Below are 15,392 nucleotides of genomic sequence, written 5' to 3' on the forward strand. Positions count from 1 at the left end.
GTAAGGCAAAGAAAATATTCTTTTGGCCCTCCAACAGCTCTTTTATTTGAAACAGTAAAAAGCTTACCGCTCTGTAAATTTATCAACAATCTTTAATAACAAATCAACTACCTTTTCCATGGACTGAACCGGTATGAATTCAAATTTGCCATGATAGTTGTAGCCACCAGTACAGATATTAGGACATGGAAGCCCTTCATAAGAAAGACGTGCTCCATCGGTTCCTCCTCTGATTGGTGTTACCAAAGGTTCAATCTCCAGTTCCTCCATGGCTGCTTTTGCAATGTCGATGAGGTACATATGTGGTTCGATTTTCTCTTTCATGTTAAAGTAACTGTCTCTTAACAACACCTCGACGGTACCTGCTCCATAGCGGCTGTTCAAATACTCCTCCACTCTGCGGATGAACTGTTTTTTCTCTTCAAACTTGTCTTTGCTGTGGTCACGGATGATATAATCCATGGCTGCTTCCTCAACACTTCCCTTCATGGAATCCAGATGGAAAAAGCCTTCGTAGCCATCTGTATACATAGGATTATCAAAGGCAGGAAGCATGTTATGGAATTCCATAGCCATTAATAGCGCATTCTTCATCTTTCCTTTGGAAGAGCCTGGATGAATGCTCGTACCATGAATCTTTACCTTTGCAGAGGCAGCATTGAAATTCTCATATTCCAATTCTCCCAGACCGCCGCCGTCAACGGTATAGGCAACCTCAGCTCCGAATCCCTTGACATCAAAGAAATCAGCTCCTCTTCCAACCTCTTCATCGGGAGTAAAGCCAATACGGATTTTTCCGTGAGGAATTTCAGGATGAGATAACAGGAATTCTGCCATTGTCATAATCTCTGCAACTCCGGCTTTATCATCAGCACCTAAGAGTGTGGTGCCATCTGTTGTAATAATGTCCTGTCCTTTATATTTTAATAAATACGGGAAGTCGCTTACCTTCATCGTAAGTCCTGTTTCCTGATTCAGCAAAATATCGTTTCCATCGTAATTCTTTACAATCTGAGGTTTCACTCCAGCTCCTGAAAATGCCGGTGATGTATCCATGTGAGAAACAAATCCCAGTACTGGTATAGGCCTATCTGTGGTTGCCGGAATCGTCGCGTAAACATAGCCATGATCATCTATAACAACATCTTCAGCCTTCATGGCCCGAAGCTCTGAAGCCAGTTCCTGAGCCAGTACCTTCTGCTTTTCTGTACTTGGAACTGCCTCCACTCCATCTTTTGACTGGGTGTCATAGGATATATACTTCAAAAAATGATTTAATACTTCTGACATAATAATCGCCTCTTTTTCATGATTTTAGTTTTAATAGCTTTCCCTTTTCCCAATTTCTTTATTATACCATAGAGGTATTATACTGTCTACGCCATGGTGTTTATGGAATTTCAAATACAAAAAAGGGTATCTCACACAAGCTTCAAAAGCTATGTATAAGATACCCTTAATTCTCTAACGGTTAGCCAGTTCCCTGGTTATATCTTCCCAGGTAACACCTTTTTGAGCCATTAGAACCATCATATGATAAAGAAAATCTGAAATTTCGTATTTTACTTCTTCCGGGTTTGGATTTTTAGCAGCGATAATAATTTCTGTGGACTCTTCTCCCAGCTTTTTCAGTATTTTATCCAGTCCCTTATCAAAGAGGTAATTGGTATAAGAGCCTTCCTTGGGGTTGATTTTTCTATCGAGAATCACCTGGAAGACCTCTTCAAATACCTTAAGTGGATTGGAGTCCTTGAATTCTTTTTTAATCAGGCTCTGGTAGAAACAGCTTTGCTCTCCTGTATGGCAGGCAGCCCCGATCTGATTGACCTTTGCAAGAAGCGTATCATTATCACAATCAAGAGATAAAGCCTTTACATATTGGAAATGACCGGAAGTCTCTCCTTTTTTCCAGAGACTTTGACGGCTGCGGCTATAATATGTCATACAGCCGGATTTTAATGTTTCCTTAAAGGCTTCCTCATTCATGTAGGCCAGCATGAGAACTTCTCCCGTGCGGTATTCCTGAACCACCACCGGAATCAGGCCATCGGAATTTAATTTAAACTGGGAAAATTCCACGCTGCTTTCAAAGGTATCTACTCCGATGCCCTGGGACTTTAATTCCTGTTTTAAATCCATGAATACGGAATCCTCTAACAGGCAGGCAATAAAGCCATCCACCAGATCCAGCTTTAAGGAGTCTGAAAGCATATTTTCATCAGAACCAGTCAGTAGAAAATGTTCCTCACAAGAGGAAATTGCTAAAAGGGTCTCCTCCGTAAGGTCCGGGTCACCAAGAATCATGACCGAAGCTCCCAGCTGAGCATATTCTTTGGTTCGGTTAAGGTAGGAGGAATCTGGTAAATAGGCATAGATCTTATCGTCTCCAAACCGGTCAGCGGCTTCTTTCATAAGGTCTACATTGTCATCATCCCCTGCATCGAGAAATGCAGCCTTTGATCCAGCATAGAGATATTTTTTTACATCTTCCAGCCGCTTTACTCTGCCTCCGGCAATGACAGGGATATCTGAAAGCCTGACGATCTCTTTGATCAGACCAATGTTTTTTTCATGGTCTTCTTCCGTATCCGATAAATCATAAATAAATAGTTCATCTGCCCCGCTGTCTCCAAAATAACGGGCCAAAGATAGCAGGTCTTCCTTATAACAGGCCTGTAGGTCATCAAGCCTGCACGCCTTGCCCTGCCGTATGCCAAAACCTGCAATCAGTTTTTTGCATTCCATCAACTTTTCCTCCCCTGATGGTCCTGTCCTTCAAAAGCAACAATAGCTTCTTTTAAATCGATTCTATTCTCATACAGAGCTTTTCCGATAATTGCACCACATATGCCTGCATGGTATAGTTCTTCTAAATCTTCCATGGAAGACATTCCACCGGAAGCGATAATGTCAAGACCTGTTTCTTCCGTCAATTTCCTGGTGTATTCCACATTAGGACCTGACAGCATTCCATCTCTGGCGATATCTGTATACACCACATGACGAATTCCGTATTCTTTCATTTGGTTTGCAAGCTGGGATGCGGAAAGATTGCTGATTTTCTCCCATCCTTCTACAGCAACCATGCCATTTTTCGCATCGATTCCTGCTACAATACGCTCCTGTCCAAATTTATTCACCATTTGCCGAATAAATTCCGGATTTTCTGCAGCTTTTGTTCCAATAATGACACGACTTACCCCAAGAGACAGAATAAACTCAATATCTTCTTCCTTTCGGATACCGCCGCCCATCTGAACAGGGATAGAAACTTCCGCCGCAATCTTCTTCACAACCTCTTTGTTCACAGAATGACCAGCCAGAGCTCCGTCTAAGTCCACCAGATGGAGATAGGTAGCTCCCATTGACTGCCATTTTGCAGCAATCTCTTCTGGTCTGTCAGAATATACTGTTATATCCTTAAATTCGCCCTGTCTTAAGCGGACGCACTGCCCGTTTTTTAAATCAATCGCTGGATAAAGCTGCATACGAATTCTCCTTTATAATGTCCCTTTCGTAGATAACACTCCACGAATTCTGTCATCTATCATGGTAGCCTCATCAAGTGCCTTTGCAAATGCTTTAAAGATTCCTTCGATGATATGGTGATTGTTTTCTCCTGCCAGTTTTCTGATATGCAGATTCATCTCGCTGGCATAGGAAACCGCATAGAAGAACTCTTTTACCATCTCAGTCTCAAAATCCCCTACCCGTTCTGCTGTAAATGGAACATCAAAGCTGAAATAAGGTCTGCCGGATAAATCAATGGCACAAAGGATGAGAGTTTCATCCATGGGAAGAATCATGCTTCCATACCGTTTTATGGACTTTTTATCACCAAGGGCTTTCTTAATGGCATTCCCCAGCACAATTCCAGTATCTTCTACCGTATGATGAGTATCTACCTCCAGATCTCCATCTACAGAAAGATTTAGGTCAAAAAAACCGTGACGGGTAAAACTGTTTAACATATGATCGAAAAAGCCGATACCTGTGTTTATCACTGCCTCTCCCTGTCCATCCAGATTAAAGCGCATGTTAATATTCGTTTCTCCAGTCACTCGTTCAATCTCACAACTTCGTCCCACGTTCCTTCCACCTCCCCTGTGTTATGACTCCTCTTCCTCAAACCGTACCTTCACCGAATTGGCGTGAGCTGTTAAATATTCTGCATTTGCAAAAGCCTCAATATCCTGGTGAACCTCGTATAAGGCTTCTTTGGAATAATAAACAATGCTTGACTTCTTTACGAAATCATCCACGCTTAAAGCAGAGAAGAAACGGGCAGTCCCATTAGTGGGAAGCACGTGGTTAGGACCTGCAAAATAATCACCCAAAGGCTCTGAGCTGTATTCTCCGATGAAGATAGCTCCTGCATGACGGATCTTTGTCATATCCTCAAATGGATTCTTCGTCACGATTTCCAAATGCTCCGGTGCGATTTCATTGACGGTCTCAATGGCTTCCTTCATAGAATCTGCTACCAGAATATAACCGTATTGATCCAGGGATTTTCGAATAATTTCAGTTCGGGAAAGCTGGTTTGTAAACCGCTCTGCTTCCTCCGATACCTTTTGGGCCAGTTCCATGCTGGTGGTTACTAAAATAGAAGAAGCCAGCTCATCATGCTCTGCCTGAGAAAGAAGATCAGCAGCAACAAAACGGGGGTTGGCGCTCTCGTCCGCAAGGACAAGAATCTCACTGGGTCCTGCAATGCTGTCAATGCTCACATGGCCGTAGACTGCCTTTTTTGCCAGGGCAACAAATATATTGCCAGGGCCTACAATTTTATCTACCCGTGGAATGGATTCCGTACCAAATGCCAGGGCTGCGATAGCCTGGGCCCCTCCCACTTTATATACCTCAGTAACTCCAGAAAGTCGGGCTGCGGTCAAGGTCACTGGATTGACCTTTCCATCCCTTCCCGGAGGAGTCACCATGACGATGCGATCCACTCCAGCCACTTTTGCAGGAATGATGTTCATTAAAACAGAAGAAGGATAAGCGGCTTTTCCACCTGGAACGTATACACCGGCACTCTCCAGCGCAGTGACCTTTTGACCCAGAATGGTACCGTTTGGCTTGCTGTCAAACCAACTGTATTGTTTCTGTTTTTCGTGAAATTCCTGAATGTTTTTCAGGGATTTCTTCATTACTTCCAAAAGCTCTGGCTTTACTTCTTTTAACGCTTCCTCCATCTCCTCTTCCGTTACTCTGATGTTGGAAGAATTGATATCCGCATGATCAAATTCCCTGGTATATGCGAACACGGCTTTGTCCCGGTCTTTTTTTACCGTATCAATGATGTTCTGGACTGCATCTGCATACGTACCGTATTGATTGGGATCCCGTTTCAAGAGATCTGCGAGAATGTTTTTTCTGGATGTTTCATCTAATGTTACGATTCTCATTGGTTTTCCTCCTGCAGTAAGGTGCGAAGATCACGGATGAGCTTTGTGATCCTGTCATTTTCCCGTTTCAAACTCACCTGATTTACCACCATTCGGGCTGATAGGGGACAAATCTCCTCTAATACCGTAAGGCCATTCTCCTTTAAGGTCGCTCCTGTTTCCACAATATCTACGATGACCTCGGAAAGTCCAACAATAGGAGCCAGCTCAATGGAACCATTCAACTTAATGATTTCCACAGTCTGGTGCTTCTTGTTGTAAAAATAGTCCTTGGCAATGGCTGGATATTTGGTTGCTACCCGGATTCTTTCATGATGCTTTAAAAGCTCTCTGGCTGATTCGGGACCACAGACGCACATGCGGCAGCTTCCCATACCAAGATCCATCACTTCGTAAAGCTTACGGCCTTCTTCCAAAATAGTATCCTTGCCCACCACGCCGATATCCGCCGCACCGTATTCTACATAGGTGGGAACATCGCTGGCTTTTGCAAGGAAGAATCTGATACCCAATTCCTCATTAACAAAGATCAGTTTTCTGGAGTCTTTATCCTTCATCTCTTCACAGGTAATACCTATTTTTTCAAACATGGAGAGGGACTTGCTGGCCAGACGCCCTTTTGCCAGGGCAAAGGTTAAATATCTCATACGTTCCCTCCCGTCATTTTAAATATTCTGAAAGCGGTATTTCATCTTCTCTTCCAAGAGACAGATTTTTAATGGTAACAGATATTCCCCTGGAATCCAGATACAAAAGATTGGTAAGCTCTCTGCGAAGGGCATAGGCTTCATAATCTTCTATAGAGCGTTTTCCATCTCTTGACTGAAGCTGAACCGACAAACCAGTGCTTCTAAAATGATCTGCTAACAGAATGGCCTGTTCTCTGGATTCCTGTTCATAAAGGATCATGGTATTGGTCACAGGAATTTCTGTTTTGATCTTTTGTCTGGATAAGGCTAAAAGCAGCTCTTCCACAGAGATTCCAAATCCCACAGCAGGCGAATCTTTCCCAAACTGCTCTAAAAGCTTATCATATCTTCCGCCATTTACGATATAATCGCCGGTTCCATAAGAGTATGCCTTAAATATAATCCCTGTATAATACTGATACTGGCTCAGCATTCCAAGATCATAAGAAACGTAATCAGAAAGCTCGTAAAAGGAAAGGATTTCATTTACCTCTTCCAGACGTTCAATGGCTTTTAAAGCTCTTTTATTACTCGTTAGTTCTTTGGCTGCCTTTATTTGATCCAGGGAGCCAAAAAGCTCCGGAAGTTTTAAGAACACCTGCTTTAATTCATCGGATATAGGCTGAGAGTTAACAAGCTCTTCCACCCCAAAGTAATTTTTATTTTCTATCAGCTCTCTTAGACGTTCTTCCTGCTCCTCGTCCATGCCTGCTTCTTCTAAAAGTCCTTTAAAGAAATCCACTTCTCCTAATTCCACCTGGATTTCCGTAAGTCCTGCACTCATCAGTGCCCAGATTACCATAGCAAGAATCTCGCCATCAGAGTCCGCAGAACCGTCTCCAATGAGCTCTACGCCGGTCTGGCTGGCTTCCTTTAGCCTGCCTTGATAGCTGGAATGATTGATAAAAGTCCGTTCCATATAACAAAGGCGGATGGGCATATCCTCGTGAAGGAAATACTTTGCCGCACATCTTGCAATTGCAGGCGTCTCATCGGGCCGAAGTACAAGGGTATGATTGTCACGGTCAAAGAATTTAAACATTTCCTTGGCCTTTACACTGCCTCTTGATTCATTAAAGATGTCAAAGAATTCAAAGGTAGGAGTCTCTATATCCTGATACCCACACAAATGAAATACCTTTAATATCTTTTCCTGTATGACTGCCTTTCTGGTACACTCTGCTCCGTATATATCCCGGACACCATCCGGAGTATGTAACAGTTTATTTGCCATATAAACCTCCTGACTGCTGAAATCAGTGAAGAAATTCTATTTCATGCGTTATCCTTTATCGCTACTTTATTGTAGTAAAGTGATAATTCAATGATGTGCTGTTTATTATAGGTTACAAATCCTGACTTGTCAATCTCTTCCTGTCAAATCTTTTTGAATCATTTCCAAATAGTGGACCAGAATATCACGGCAGCTTCCGATCTTCCAGGTCTTATCCACCTCTTCATAGGTAAAGCTTTTTCTTCCGCCCTCCTCCATTCTCTTCCAGTATTCTTTCAACCGGGCAAATGGGAGATAATAAATCTCGTTTTTCTGGGTGTAGGATAAGATAATAAAGGCGATTCCTCCCTGTTGCTCAAAGGCTTCCATAAAAGCGACCTGGTGGGGATGGATATTCTGTAGCGGAAAGGTATTGGCCCCGCACTCCTTTGCATCGAAGCAGATAGGGATTCCCTGTACCGCACCGATATAATCCACTGTACTTTTCTGGTCAAAATACGCCAGTGTAATATGCCGGCTTTCCTTATCGATGGAGATCGGTGTGATTGGAGTCGGTATTTTCTGAATCAATGCAAGTCCCTTTTCCCGGTATCCTTCATTGCTTCTGTTAATCAGTTCTTCCAGGGTAGATCCCCTTAACCCTCTGGTTTTCCAGGTTCCCATATCTCCCTCCTATCTCCAGTCCCTGCATATCTTTGAAAATGTTTTGGGAAGAGAAGCTTTATATGACTTACCAGATAAATACTCCAATGGCTCTCTTAGTTCAGGAAATATCACCTGATAAGAATGGAGCATCTGGGAACTGATATGGTAAAGCTTTTTTGCCTCTTCATTGACCCGGCTGTCCCCATATTTATAATCCCCCACAATGGGGTGTCCAATGGAAGACAGATGAGCCCTGATCTGATGGGTTCGTCCCGTAATCAAGGTGACCTTTAAAAGCGTATATCCTCCGAAATACTCCACTGGCTCATACTCTGTGGTGATCGGCAGGCTTCCTGGTACCGATGTTTTATGAATGGTTACCTGATTGGTCTTTTCATCCTTAATTAAGAAGCCGTTTATGGTCTGGCGACCGGATACCTCTCCCTTCACCACACACTGATAAAACTTGTGTATGCTTCTGTCCTTAAAGACTTCTGACATGATTTGAAGTCCGGCTAGAGACTTCCCCCCTACCACAAGGCCGCTTGTATTCCGGTCAAGGCGGTTGCAGATGGAAGGACGGAAGCTTTTTAGCTGTTCTGTGGATAACTGGCCGCTGGATAATAGATAATCAATTAAGTATTCCACCAGAGACTCATCCGTGTCCTTTGCTTTTTGGGAAAGCATCCCCGCAGGCTTATTTACCAGCACAATATTATCATCCTCGTAAATAATATCCAAATTGACTTTTTTTACATCCGGTATTTTCACTTCGGAAAATTTTAAGATAGTCTCTTCCGACAGAAACAGTTTGATCTCGTCTCCTGATAACAATTTCTCCGAACCATCACATTTTTTGCCGTTTAATGTGATGTTCTTTTTTCTCATCATCTTATAAAGAAATCCTTTACCGGCCAGATTTAGATATTTGGTCAGCAGCTTGTCAAGACGCTGGCCTGCTTCATTACTCGATACAATCAAAGACTGCATGTGATATCCTTTCTGTAATCCTCATTAGAGTCTTTCATTTTTTACCTTCATTACACCAATTGCTCTAAAAAGGCGTAATATAAAGCTGTGAGGCATTACCTTTGCAGCCAGACGGAGGGTCTTCATCGTTCCTCCGTATACGGAAACAGGACGGCCCATCATGCTCTCCCGAAGTGCCTGACGCACCACCTTTTTGGGATCGGCCATGACTACCTTTTTATAAGCAGGAATCCGCCCTGTTGTTTCAGCAATATCAAAAAATTCTGTTCGCACAGGTCCAGGGCATACTGCCGTAACGAATATGCCCTTATGATTTAGTTCTTCATTCAACGCCCGGCTGTAGCTTAGGACAAATGACTTTGTGGCAGCATATATAGCAAAGCCTGGCTGAGGTAGAAAAGAAGCAGAAGAAGAAAATTGTATGATCCGGCTGTTGGATGACAGATATGGAATTACCAAATGAGTAACAGCAATGAGTCCTCTGCAGTTTAGATCCACCATTCCCATCTCGTCGGAAAGACTCACGCTGCCCACGGTACCGATTTTTCCGTAGCCGGCTGCGTTTATGAGCATTTTTACCTCTGGCTTCTCTCTTTCAAGAATTTCCTGAAGTTCTCTTAAGGAGCTTTCATCTGTTAAATCAATTGAAAAGGTACGAAGCTTTACAGGTACCAGGGGAGATAACTCCTCCATGGGCTCCTGCCTTCTGGCAATGGCCCATATTTCTCCGATTCCGTTAAAACGATCCGCAATCTGCATGACAAATTCTTTTCCCATACCGGAAGATGCACCGGTCACAATTGCAATCTTCATATAAATCCCTTCTTTTCCTGAACTTTTATTCCTGTTATTTAGCAGCTTTTTTATGAACGTTACGTATGGTCTTTTTCTTGCGGTTCTTTTGTCCTTCCTGGGACGAAGCCTCCGCTTTTCTCATATTACCATTATATTTCCCGTTTTTCCCATCCATATTACCTCTGGGACCACCTGTTTTAGGACGAATGAGGCATTTTTTATCAAAACCGATGAGATCGGTTCTTCCTGCCAGCTTTAATGCTTCTACCACCAGGTCGTAGTTCTTAGGATTGCGGTACTGGATGAGGGCTCTCTGCATGGCTTTTTCGTGAGGATTGGTGGGCACGTAAACCTTTTCCATGGTACGGGGATCATATCCGGTATAATACATGCACGTGGAAATGGTGGAAGGAGTTGGATAAAAATCCTGCACCTGCTCCGGCATATATCCCAGATCTCTTAAATATTCTGCCAGCTCTATGGCCTCATGAAGACCAGAGCCTGGATGAGAAGACATGAGGTAAGGAACCAAAAACTGTTTCTTTCCTATTCTCACATTCATCTCGTTATATTCTTTAACGAACTGACGGTATACCTGATTTTGGGGCTTGCCCATCTTAGAAAGAACTTTATCTGCTACGTGCTCCGGTGCAACCTTCAACTGACCGCTGACATGGTGTTCACAAAGCTCCTTTAAGAACTTTTTGCCCGGATCTGCCAGAACATAATCAAATCGGATACCTGAACGGATAAATACCTTTTTCACCTTAGGCAGATTTCTTAGTTTCCTTAAAAGCTCGATATAATCTGAGTGGTCTGCTCTTAAGTTCTTACATGGTTCCGGGAAAAGGCACTGACGGTTGGCACAGGCTCCCTTTGTGGTCTGCTTTTCGCAGGCCGGATACCTGAAATCTGCGGTAGGACCGCCAACATCGTGAATATAACCTTTAAAATCCGGTTCCTCTGTCAGTTTTTTTGCCTCATCAATGAGGGAATTATGGCTTCTTGCCTGAATGATCCTTCCCTGATGAAAGGTAAGAGCACAGAAACTGCAGGCACCAAAGCAGCCCCTGTTATTAATAAGGCTGAATTTAACCTCCCTGACTGCCGGAATTCCTCCCTGTTCCTCGTAGGAGGGATGGTAGTTACGCATGTAGGGAAGGTCATAAGTGAAATCCATCTCTTCCTCAGACAATGGCTTTGACGGAGGATTCTGAACCACAAATAAATTATCCTTATACGGCTCTACCAGGCGTTTTCCAAGAAATGGATCGGTATTGGAATACTGGATGTAATAGCTTTTTGCATACTCCAGCTTATCTGCCTTCATGCTGTCATAGGCTGGGAGCAATTTATAATCATACACGGATTCCAGGCTGCTTGTCTTATAAACGGTTCCTTCAATAAATGTAATATCCTTAATATCAATTCCGCTGTTTAAGGCATCTGCAATCTCTACAATTGATTTTTCTCCCATTCCATAGGAAATTAAATCCGCCTGGGAATCAATTAAAATGGAGTGCTTTAACCGGTCAGACCAGTAATCGTAATGAGCAAACCGTCGTAAGCTGGCTTCAATGCCTCCGATGATAACAGGTGTATTCTTATATACGGAACGGATTAAGTTACAGTATACTGTGGTTGCGTAATCCGGACGCTTCCCCATGACTCCGTCAGGGGTATAGGAATCCTGCTGTCTCCGTTTCTTTGAAACCGAGTAATGATTTACCATAGAGTCCATGTTTCCGGCGGAAACCAAAAATCCAAGTCTTGGCTCCCCAAGGACCTGAATGCTTTTTTTATCCTTCCAGTCTGGTTGCGCAATAATTCCTACTTTATATCCATGGGCCTCCAATAGACGGCTGATAATGGCATGTCCAAAAGAAGGGTGGTCTACATAGGCATCTCCGACGACGTAAACAAAGTCACATTGTTTCCATCCTCTGATATTCATATCAGTCCTGCTGATAGGAAGATAATCGTGTATCATTCGTTTGCTCCATTTCTATTAAAAATCTGATGATAGTCATGTATAAAATAATCTGCCAGCCTTCTCTTTTCCTCTTCCATCTCTTTGGAAAAATCATCGTCAACCGCACAGACTGTCATGCCGGCTCTCTTTCCTGCAAGAATTCCCGCAGGGACATCTTCAAAGACGAGACAGTGAGCAGGGTCTACGGAAAGCTCACTGGCTACTTTTAAGTAAATATCCGGAGCAGGCTTTCCAGCCGCCACCTCACAAGAGGTCGCCACTACCTGAAAATATTGCCCGATATGAAGGGATTCAAGCACCGCCTCCACCATTTGCCGGCCATTGCTGGTAGCGATACCCGCTTTAAGTCCATTTTCTGCTATATATTTCAGCAGTACATCTACGCCTGGCTTTAAGGGCACTTCATTTCTATACTTTTCAATGGACATGTCTACCCAGATGTCCTTGATCTCATCGAGAGACTCTTCCAGCTTAAACCTCTCTTTAAAGTAAAAGGCGGTTTCTGAAAAACTCATTCCTTCTATATCCTTTTGGAGATCGTCCGGGCATTCAATCCCTCTGTCTCCTAAAAAATCTATATCAATGGATTTCCACATCCACATGGAATCCACCAGGGTTCCATCCAGATCAAAAATCACAGCTTTTTTCTCATTTAACATGATCTGTTCTCTTTTCCTTTCCATGACGCTTCAGTTCTTCTAATTCCTCATTGGTCAGAAGACGGTAATCTCCCGGTTTCAATGTTTCATCCAGTTTAAGGCTTCCCATGGATAGCCTTTTTAAGTATACCACAGGAGTACCAAGTGTTTCAAACATACGTTTTACCTGATGGAATTTTCCTTCCCGTATGGTAAGGAGAATTTCAGATATTTCTCCTTCTTTCAAAATCTCAAGCCGGGCCGGAAGGGTAGGCGTTCCATCTGAAAGCACAATTCCTTCCTCCATCTGCTTTGCCGCATCAGAAGGCAGCACTCCCTCTATCTTAGCATAATAAACCTTGTCCACATGTTTTTTAGGGGAAAGAAGCTGATGAGCCAGATCTCCGTCATTGGTAATCAGAAGAAGTCCTTCGGTATCTATATCAAGTCTTCCCACAGGAAATAAGTCATCCCTCATCCGGTCTCCGATAAGACCAATAACGGTCTCATATCGCTTATCCTCCGTTGCAGAAACAACTCCCTGGGGTTTATTCAGCATATAGTATTCAAAGGCCGCATAGGCAATTCTATGACCGTCTACCGCTACCTCAGTCAACTCCGGGTCTATTTTCCGATCTGTCTTTTTCTCCGGGGTGCCGTCTACCGTGATCCTGCCTTTTTTGGCCATTTCCTTAATCTGGCTTCTGGTGCCGATTCCCATTTCTCCTAAATATTTATCTAATCTGATTTCTTTCATTATTGCCACCGCCATCCAGGATAGTATTTGTTTTTCAGTGTGTTCCCGCTTCCCTTGGCAAAACCCAATGGATGCCCTTCCACACAAATGAGACACCAGCCTTTTTTTAGCCCTTCCTCTTCTGTCAAGAAAATAGTTTCTCCCTTTAAATAGCGGATTACCCTTTCATCGGATTTGTTCCAGGAGATTGTCTGTTTAAATTCTCCTGGCTTTAAAGCCATTGCCAGAGGCTGCGCTGGCTCAAATCTTCCTTTTTTCAATTCTCCAAGCAGTAAGCCCGTCCGTAAATAACGAAGCTTTTTTCCCTGTTTCGGGAAACACTCCGGCAAATAATAGACAGAATCTTCTTTCCTATAGATTCTACTGGTGTCAAAGGGTCTTGAAATCAGGGAAAGAAATTCTTTGAGTTCTTCCGGAAGTGGTTTTTCCTTTTCTCTCTGGTTACTGATGATATCTTCTTTCTCATGACTTTGTTTTTTTCTTAACAATGCCATAAAGTGACCTTCTCCCTTAACCTTGTGAGGGAAAAGTCTGAGACAGCCGGAAAGACCGATTCCATCCGATGCTCCCTCAAACAGGGGAAGAGGCAAAAGTTCCATTTCCTCATATTCTTCTAACATCCAACGGATAATATCCTCATCCTCACATGGGGAAAAGGTACAGGTGGAGTAAATCATCAGCCCTCCTGGAACCAGCATGTCCACAGCCTGAGCTACGATTTCTTTTTGAATGACAGCATAATACTCCGGTCCATGCTCCTCATAGCTTTTCACCATGTCCGCATCCTTACGGAACATCCCCTCGCCAGAACAAGGCGCATCAATTAATATCTTATTAAAAAATGATCCAAAGGTCTCTTTTAACTTTCCCGGTTCCTCACTGGTGACACAGATGTTTTCAATGCCCCAAAGCTCTAAGTTCTTAAGCAGTGCCTTTGCTCTTGAATTACTGATATCATTGGATACCAGCATCCCTCGTCCTTGCAGCTTGGCTCCAAGCTCTGTGCTTTTTCCTCCAGGCGCTGCACAAAGATCAAGAACCATATCCCCCGGAACCACAGGGAGTAAGTCCGCCGGAGTCATGGCACTTGGCTCCTGTAAATAATAGAGGCCGGCATAATAATAGGGATCCTTGGCCGGACGTTCGTCTCCATTGTAGTAAAAACCATTCCTGATCCATGGAACTGGTTTTAGGCTTAAATCCGTTATATTTAAAAACTCCTCTGGAGAAATTTTAAGCGTATTAACCCTCAGGCCATACAGCCTTTCTTCTTCAAAGCTTTTTACGTATGCCTCGAACTCTTCTTCTCCAAGTAAGTCTTTCATTCTGTTTAAAAACTCTTTTGAAATTTTCATTTCTTTCACGCGTTTTGCTCCTGTTTCCTGTCTATGTAAGCAATCTTAATATACTAATAGGAATATTTCAACCGGTATTTTTCCAGATACTTAAGGACCCAGAAGGGATTGACGCTCATCTCCTCATTATGGTCTGTTTTTAAATAAATCCCCACATGAAGATGGACATCAAAATTCCCTGTCGTCCCCTCAATCTCACTATATCCTGTGTCTCCCATAAATCCTAACAGTTCTCCCGCCTTCACAGGATCCCCTGCTTTCCATTCTTTGCTGTATCCATATAGATGGGCATAATAAATGTACGACCCTCCTGGTGCCCGGATTCCAATCCGCCAGCCACCCTTATTGAGCCAGCCCACCTTTTCCACCACGCCATCGCTCATACTCACCACCGGATAGTAACCTCTGGGCTTTTTATTTCCCATAATGTCACACCCTTCGTGTCCTCTGTCCCCGCCATAGGTCCTTGGCTGCATCCAGCCATTTTCATAGGTTATTTCAGGTGCATCCCCTTTCGTATTCAGTGGTACCGGAAAGAACTTAAGATCCCCCAGCAAAGTGATATACGCATTTTTAAGCTTACGGTACTCCTGAGGCTTTATTTTCCGCAGCTGGCTTCCATGGTTGTCCTTGTCCTTCACCTTAGTTAAGTCGTACTGATGCTCTACCATAAGAGAGGTCAGCACATCGTAATCAATGGTATTCCAGTCGGCAACCATATTTCCAAGCTTTAAGCTCCTGAAATCCTCACTTTCCCAAGTATATGCATTCAGCTGATAAAAGGTTGGATTGTTATATAAATAATCGATCATGGTCACATGGAATATGGACAGGATCAGAATCAAAAAAAGAATCACCATCATATCGGTCACGCCCCCTCATATA

General features: G+C 43.3%; 15 protein-coding genes. All 15 read right to left on the reverse strand.

Features of this window, described 5'->3' with window-relative positions:
- Nucleotides 1-63 precede the first annotated feature (63 nt).
- On the reverse strand, nucleotides 64-1,290 hold the full coding sequence (pepT, locus tag T546_RS0109275) for a peptidase T (RefSeq protein WP_026891368.1): 1,227 nt from the start codon (nucleotides 1,288-1,290) through the stop codon (nucleotides 64-66).
- A 174-nt stretch (nucleotides 1,291-1,464) separates the two neighbouring features.
- A complete protein-coding gene (gene hisIE / locus T546_RS0109280; protein WP_026891369.1) occupies nucleotides 1,465-2,748 on the reverse strand; it encodes a bifunctional phosphoribosyl-AMP cyclohydrolase/phosphoribosyl-ATP diphosphatase HisIE in 1,284 nt (427 codons plus the stop codon).
- The gene (gene hisA, locus T546_RS0109285) at nucleotides 2,745-3,488 is read right to left on the reverse strand and encodes a 1-(5-phosphoribosyl)-5-[(5-phosphoribosylamino)methylideneamino]imidazole-4-carboxamide isomerase (protein WP_026891370.1); all 744 of its coding nucleotides are present in this window, start codon (nucleotides 3,486-3,488) and stop codon (nucleotides 2,745-2,747) included. The genes hisIE and hisA overlap by 4 nt, the downstream gene beginning before the upstream one ends.
- A 12-nt stretch (nucleotides 3,489-3,500) precedes the next feature.
- Complete coding sequence (gene hisB / locus T546_RS0109290; RefSeq protein ID WP_026891371.1) at nucleotides 3,501-4,088, reverse strand: imidazoleglycerol-phosphate dehydratase HisB; 588 nt, start codon at nucleotides 4,086-4,088, stop codon at nucleotides 3,501-3,503.
- 21 nt (nucleotides 4,089-4,109) lie between these two features.
- Complete coding sequence (hisD, locus tag T546_RS0109295) at nucleotides 4,110-5,411, reverse strand: histidinol dehydrogenase (RefSeq protein ID WP_026891372.1); 1,302 nt, start codon at nucleotides 5,409-5,411, stop codon at nucleotides 4,110-4,112.
- A complete protein-coding gene (gene hisG, locus T546_RS0109300; RefSeq protein WP_024835843.1) occupies nucleotides 5,408-6,058 on the reverse strand; it encodes an ATP phosphoribosyltransferase in 651 nt (216 codons plus the stop codon). Before hisG ends, hisD begins: the two co-directional genes overlap by 4 nt.
- 13 nt (nucleotides 6,059-6,071) lie before the next feature.
- On the reverse strand, nucleotides 6,072-7,334 hold the full coding sequence (hisZ, locus tag T546_RS0109305) for an ATP phosphoribosyltransferase regulatory subunit (protein ID WP_026891373.1): 1,263 nt from the start codon (nucleotides 7,332-7,334) through the stop codon (nucleotides 6,072-6,074).
- A 129-nt stretch (nucleotides 7,335-7,463) separates the two neighbouring features.
- Nucleotides 7,464-7,997, reverse strand: coding sequence for a Holliday junction resolvase RecU (locus tag T546_RS0109310; protein WP_026891374.1), 534 nt, complete (start codon nucleotides 7,995-7,997; stop codon nucleotides 7,464-7,466).
- A 9-nt stretch (nucleotides 7,998-8,006) separates the two neighbouring features.
- Complete coding sequence (locus T546_RS0109315) at nucleotides 8,007-8,969, reverse strand: RluA family pseudouridine synthase (RefSeq protein WP_026891375.1); 963 nt, start codon at nucleotides 8,967-8,969, stop codon at nucleotides 8,007-8,009.
- A 24-nt stretch (nucleotides 8,970-8,993) separates the two neighbouring features.
- Nucleotides 8,994-9,782, reverse strand: a complete 789-nt coding sequence (locus tag T546_RS0109320) for an SDR family NAD(P)-dependent oxidoreductase (protein ID WP_026891376.1) — start codon at nucleotides 9,780-9,782, stop codon at nucleotides 8,994-8,996.
- A gap of 34 nt (nucleotides 9,783-9,816) precedes the next feature.
- On the reverse strand, nucleotides 9,817-11,754 hold the full coding sequence (locus tag T546_RS0109325) for a YgiQ family radical SAM protein (RefSeq protein ID WP_026891377.1): 1,938 nt from the start codon (nucleotides 11,752-11,754) through the stop codon (nucleotides 9,817-9,819).
- On the reverse strand, nucleotides 11,751-12,416 hold the full coding sequence (locus T546_RS0109330) for an HAD family hydrolase (RefSeq protein WP_034598674.1): 666 nt from the start codon (nucleotides 12,414-12,416) through the stop codon (nucleotides 11,751-11,753). Before T546_RS0109330 ends, T546_RS0109325 begins: the two co-directional genes overlap by 4 nt.
- Nucleotides 12,406-13,152, reverse strand: a complete 747-nt coding sequence (locus T546_RS0109335) for a pseudouridine synthase (protein ID WP_156951309.1) — start codon at nucleotides 13,150-13,152, stop codon at nucleotides 12,406-12,408. Before T546_RS0109335 ends, T546_RS0109330 begins: the two co-directional genes overlap by 11 nt.
- Nucleotides 13,152-14,507, reverse strand: coding sequence for an RsmF rRNA methyltransferase first C-terminal domain-containing protein (locus T546_RS0109340; protein ID WP_026891380.1), 1,356 nt, complete (start codon nucleotides 14,505-14,507; stop codon nucleotides 13,152-13,154). Before T546_RS0109340 ends, T546_RS0109335 begins: the two co-directional genes overlap by 1 nt.
- A gap of 53 nt (nucleotides 14,508-14,560) precedes the next feature.
- Nucleotides 14,561-15,370 carry a M23 family metallopeptidase gene (locus tag T546_RS0109345; protein ID WP_034598677.1) on the reverse strand — a complete coding sequence of 270 codons (810 nt, stop codon included), beginning with the start codon at nucleotides 15,368-15,370 and terminating at the stop codon, nucleotides 14,561-14,563.
- Nucleotides 15,371-15,392 lie beyond the last annotated feature (22 nt).

Origin of the sequence: [Clostridium] aerotolerans DSM 5434 (assembly GCF_000687555.1) — a bacterium.
Lineage (GTDB): Bacteria > Bacillota > Clostridia > Lachnospirales > Lachnospiraceae > Lacrimispora > Lacrimispora aerotolerans.

Bases quoted from the DNA above. Each gene is read 5' to 3' on its own strand.
- T546_RS0109325 (WP_026891377.1), bottom strand. From the start codon at position 11,754: ATGATACACGATTATCTTCCTATCAGCAGGACTGATATGAATATCAGA.
- T546_RS0109335 (WP_156951309.1), bottom strand. From the start codon at position 13,152: ATGAAAGAAATCAGATTAGATAAATATTTAGGAGAAATGGGAATCGGC.
- hisA (WP_026891370.1), bottom strand. From the start codon at position 3,488: ATGCAGCTTTATCCAGCGATTGATTTAAAAAACGGGCAGTGCGTCCGC.
- pepT (WP_026891368.1), bottom strand. From the start codon at position 1,290: ATGTCAGAAGTATTAAATCATTTTTTGAAGTATATATCCTATGACACC.
- T546_RS0109315 (WP_026891375.1), bottom strand. From the start codon at position 8,969: ATGCAGTCTTTGATTGTATCGAGTAATGAAGCAGGCCAGCGTCTTGAC.
- T546_RS0109340 (WP_026891380.1), bottom strand. From the start codon at position 14,507: ATGAAAATTTCAAAAGAGTTTTTAAACAGAATGAAAGACTTACTTGGA.
- hisG (WP_024835843.1), bottom strand. From the start codon at position 6,058: ATGAGATATTTAACCTTTGCCCTGGCAAAAGGGCGTCTGGCCAGCAAG.
- T546_RS0109330 (WP_034598674.1), bottom strand. From the start codon at position 12,416: ATGTTAAATGAGAAAAAAGCTGTGATTTTTGATCTGGATGGAACCCTG.
- T546_RS0109310 (WP_026891374.1), bottom strand. From the start codon at position 7,997: ATGGGAACCTGGAAAACCAGAGGGTTAAGGGGATCTACCCTGGAAGAA.
- T546_RS0109345 (WP_034598677.1), bottom strand. From the start codon at position 15,370: ATGATGGTGATTCTTTTTTTGATTCTGATCCTGTCCATATTCCATGTG.
- hisD (WP_026891372.1), bottom strand. From the start codon at position 5,411: ATGAGAATCGTAACATTAGATGAAACATCCAGAAAAAACATTCTCGCA.
- hisZ (WP_026891373.1), bottom strand. From the start codon at position 7,334: ATGGCAAATAAACTGTTACATACTCCGGATGGTGTCCGGGATATATAC.
- T546_RS0109320 (WP_026891376.1), bottom strand. From the start codon at position 9,782: ATGAAGATTGCAATTGTGACCGGTGCATCTTCCGGTATGGGAAAAGAA.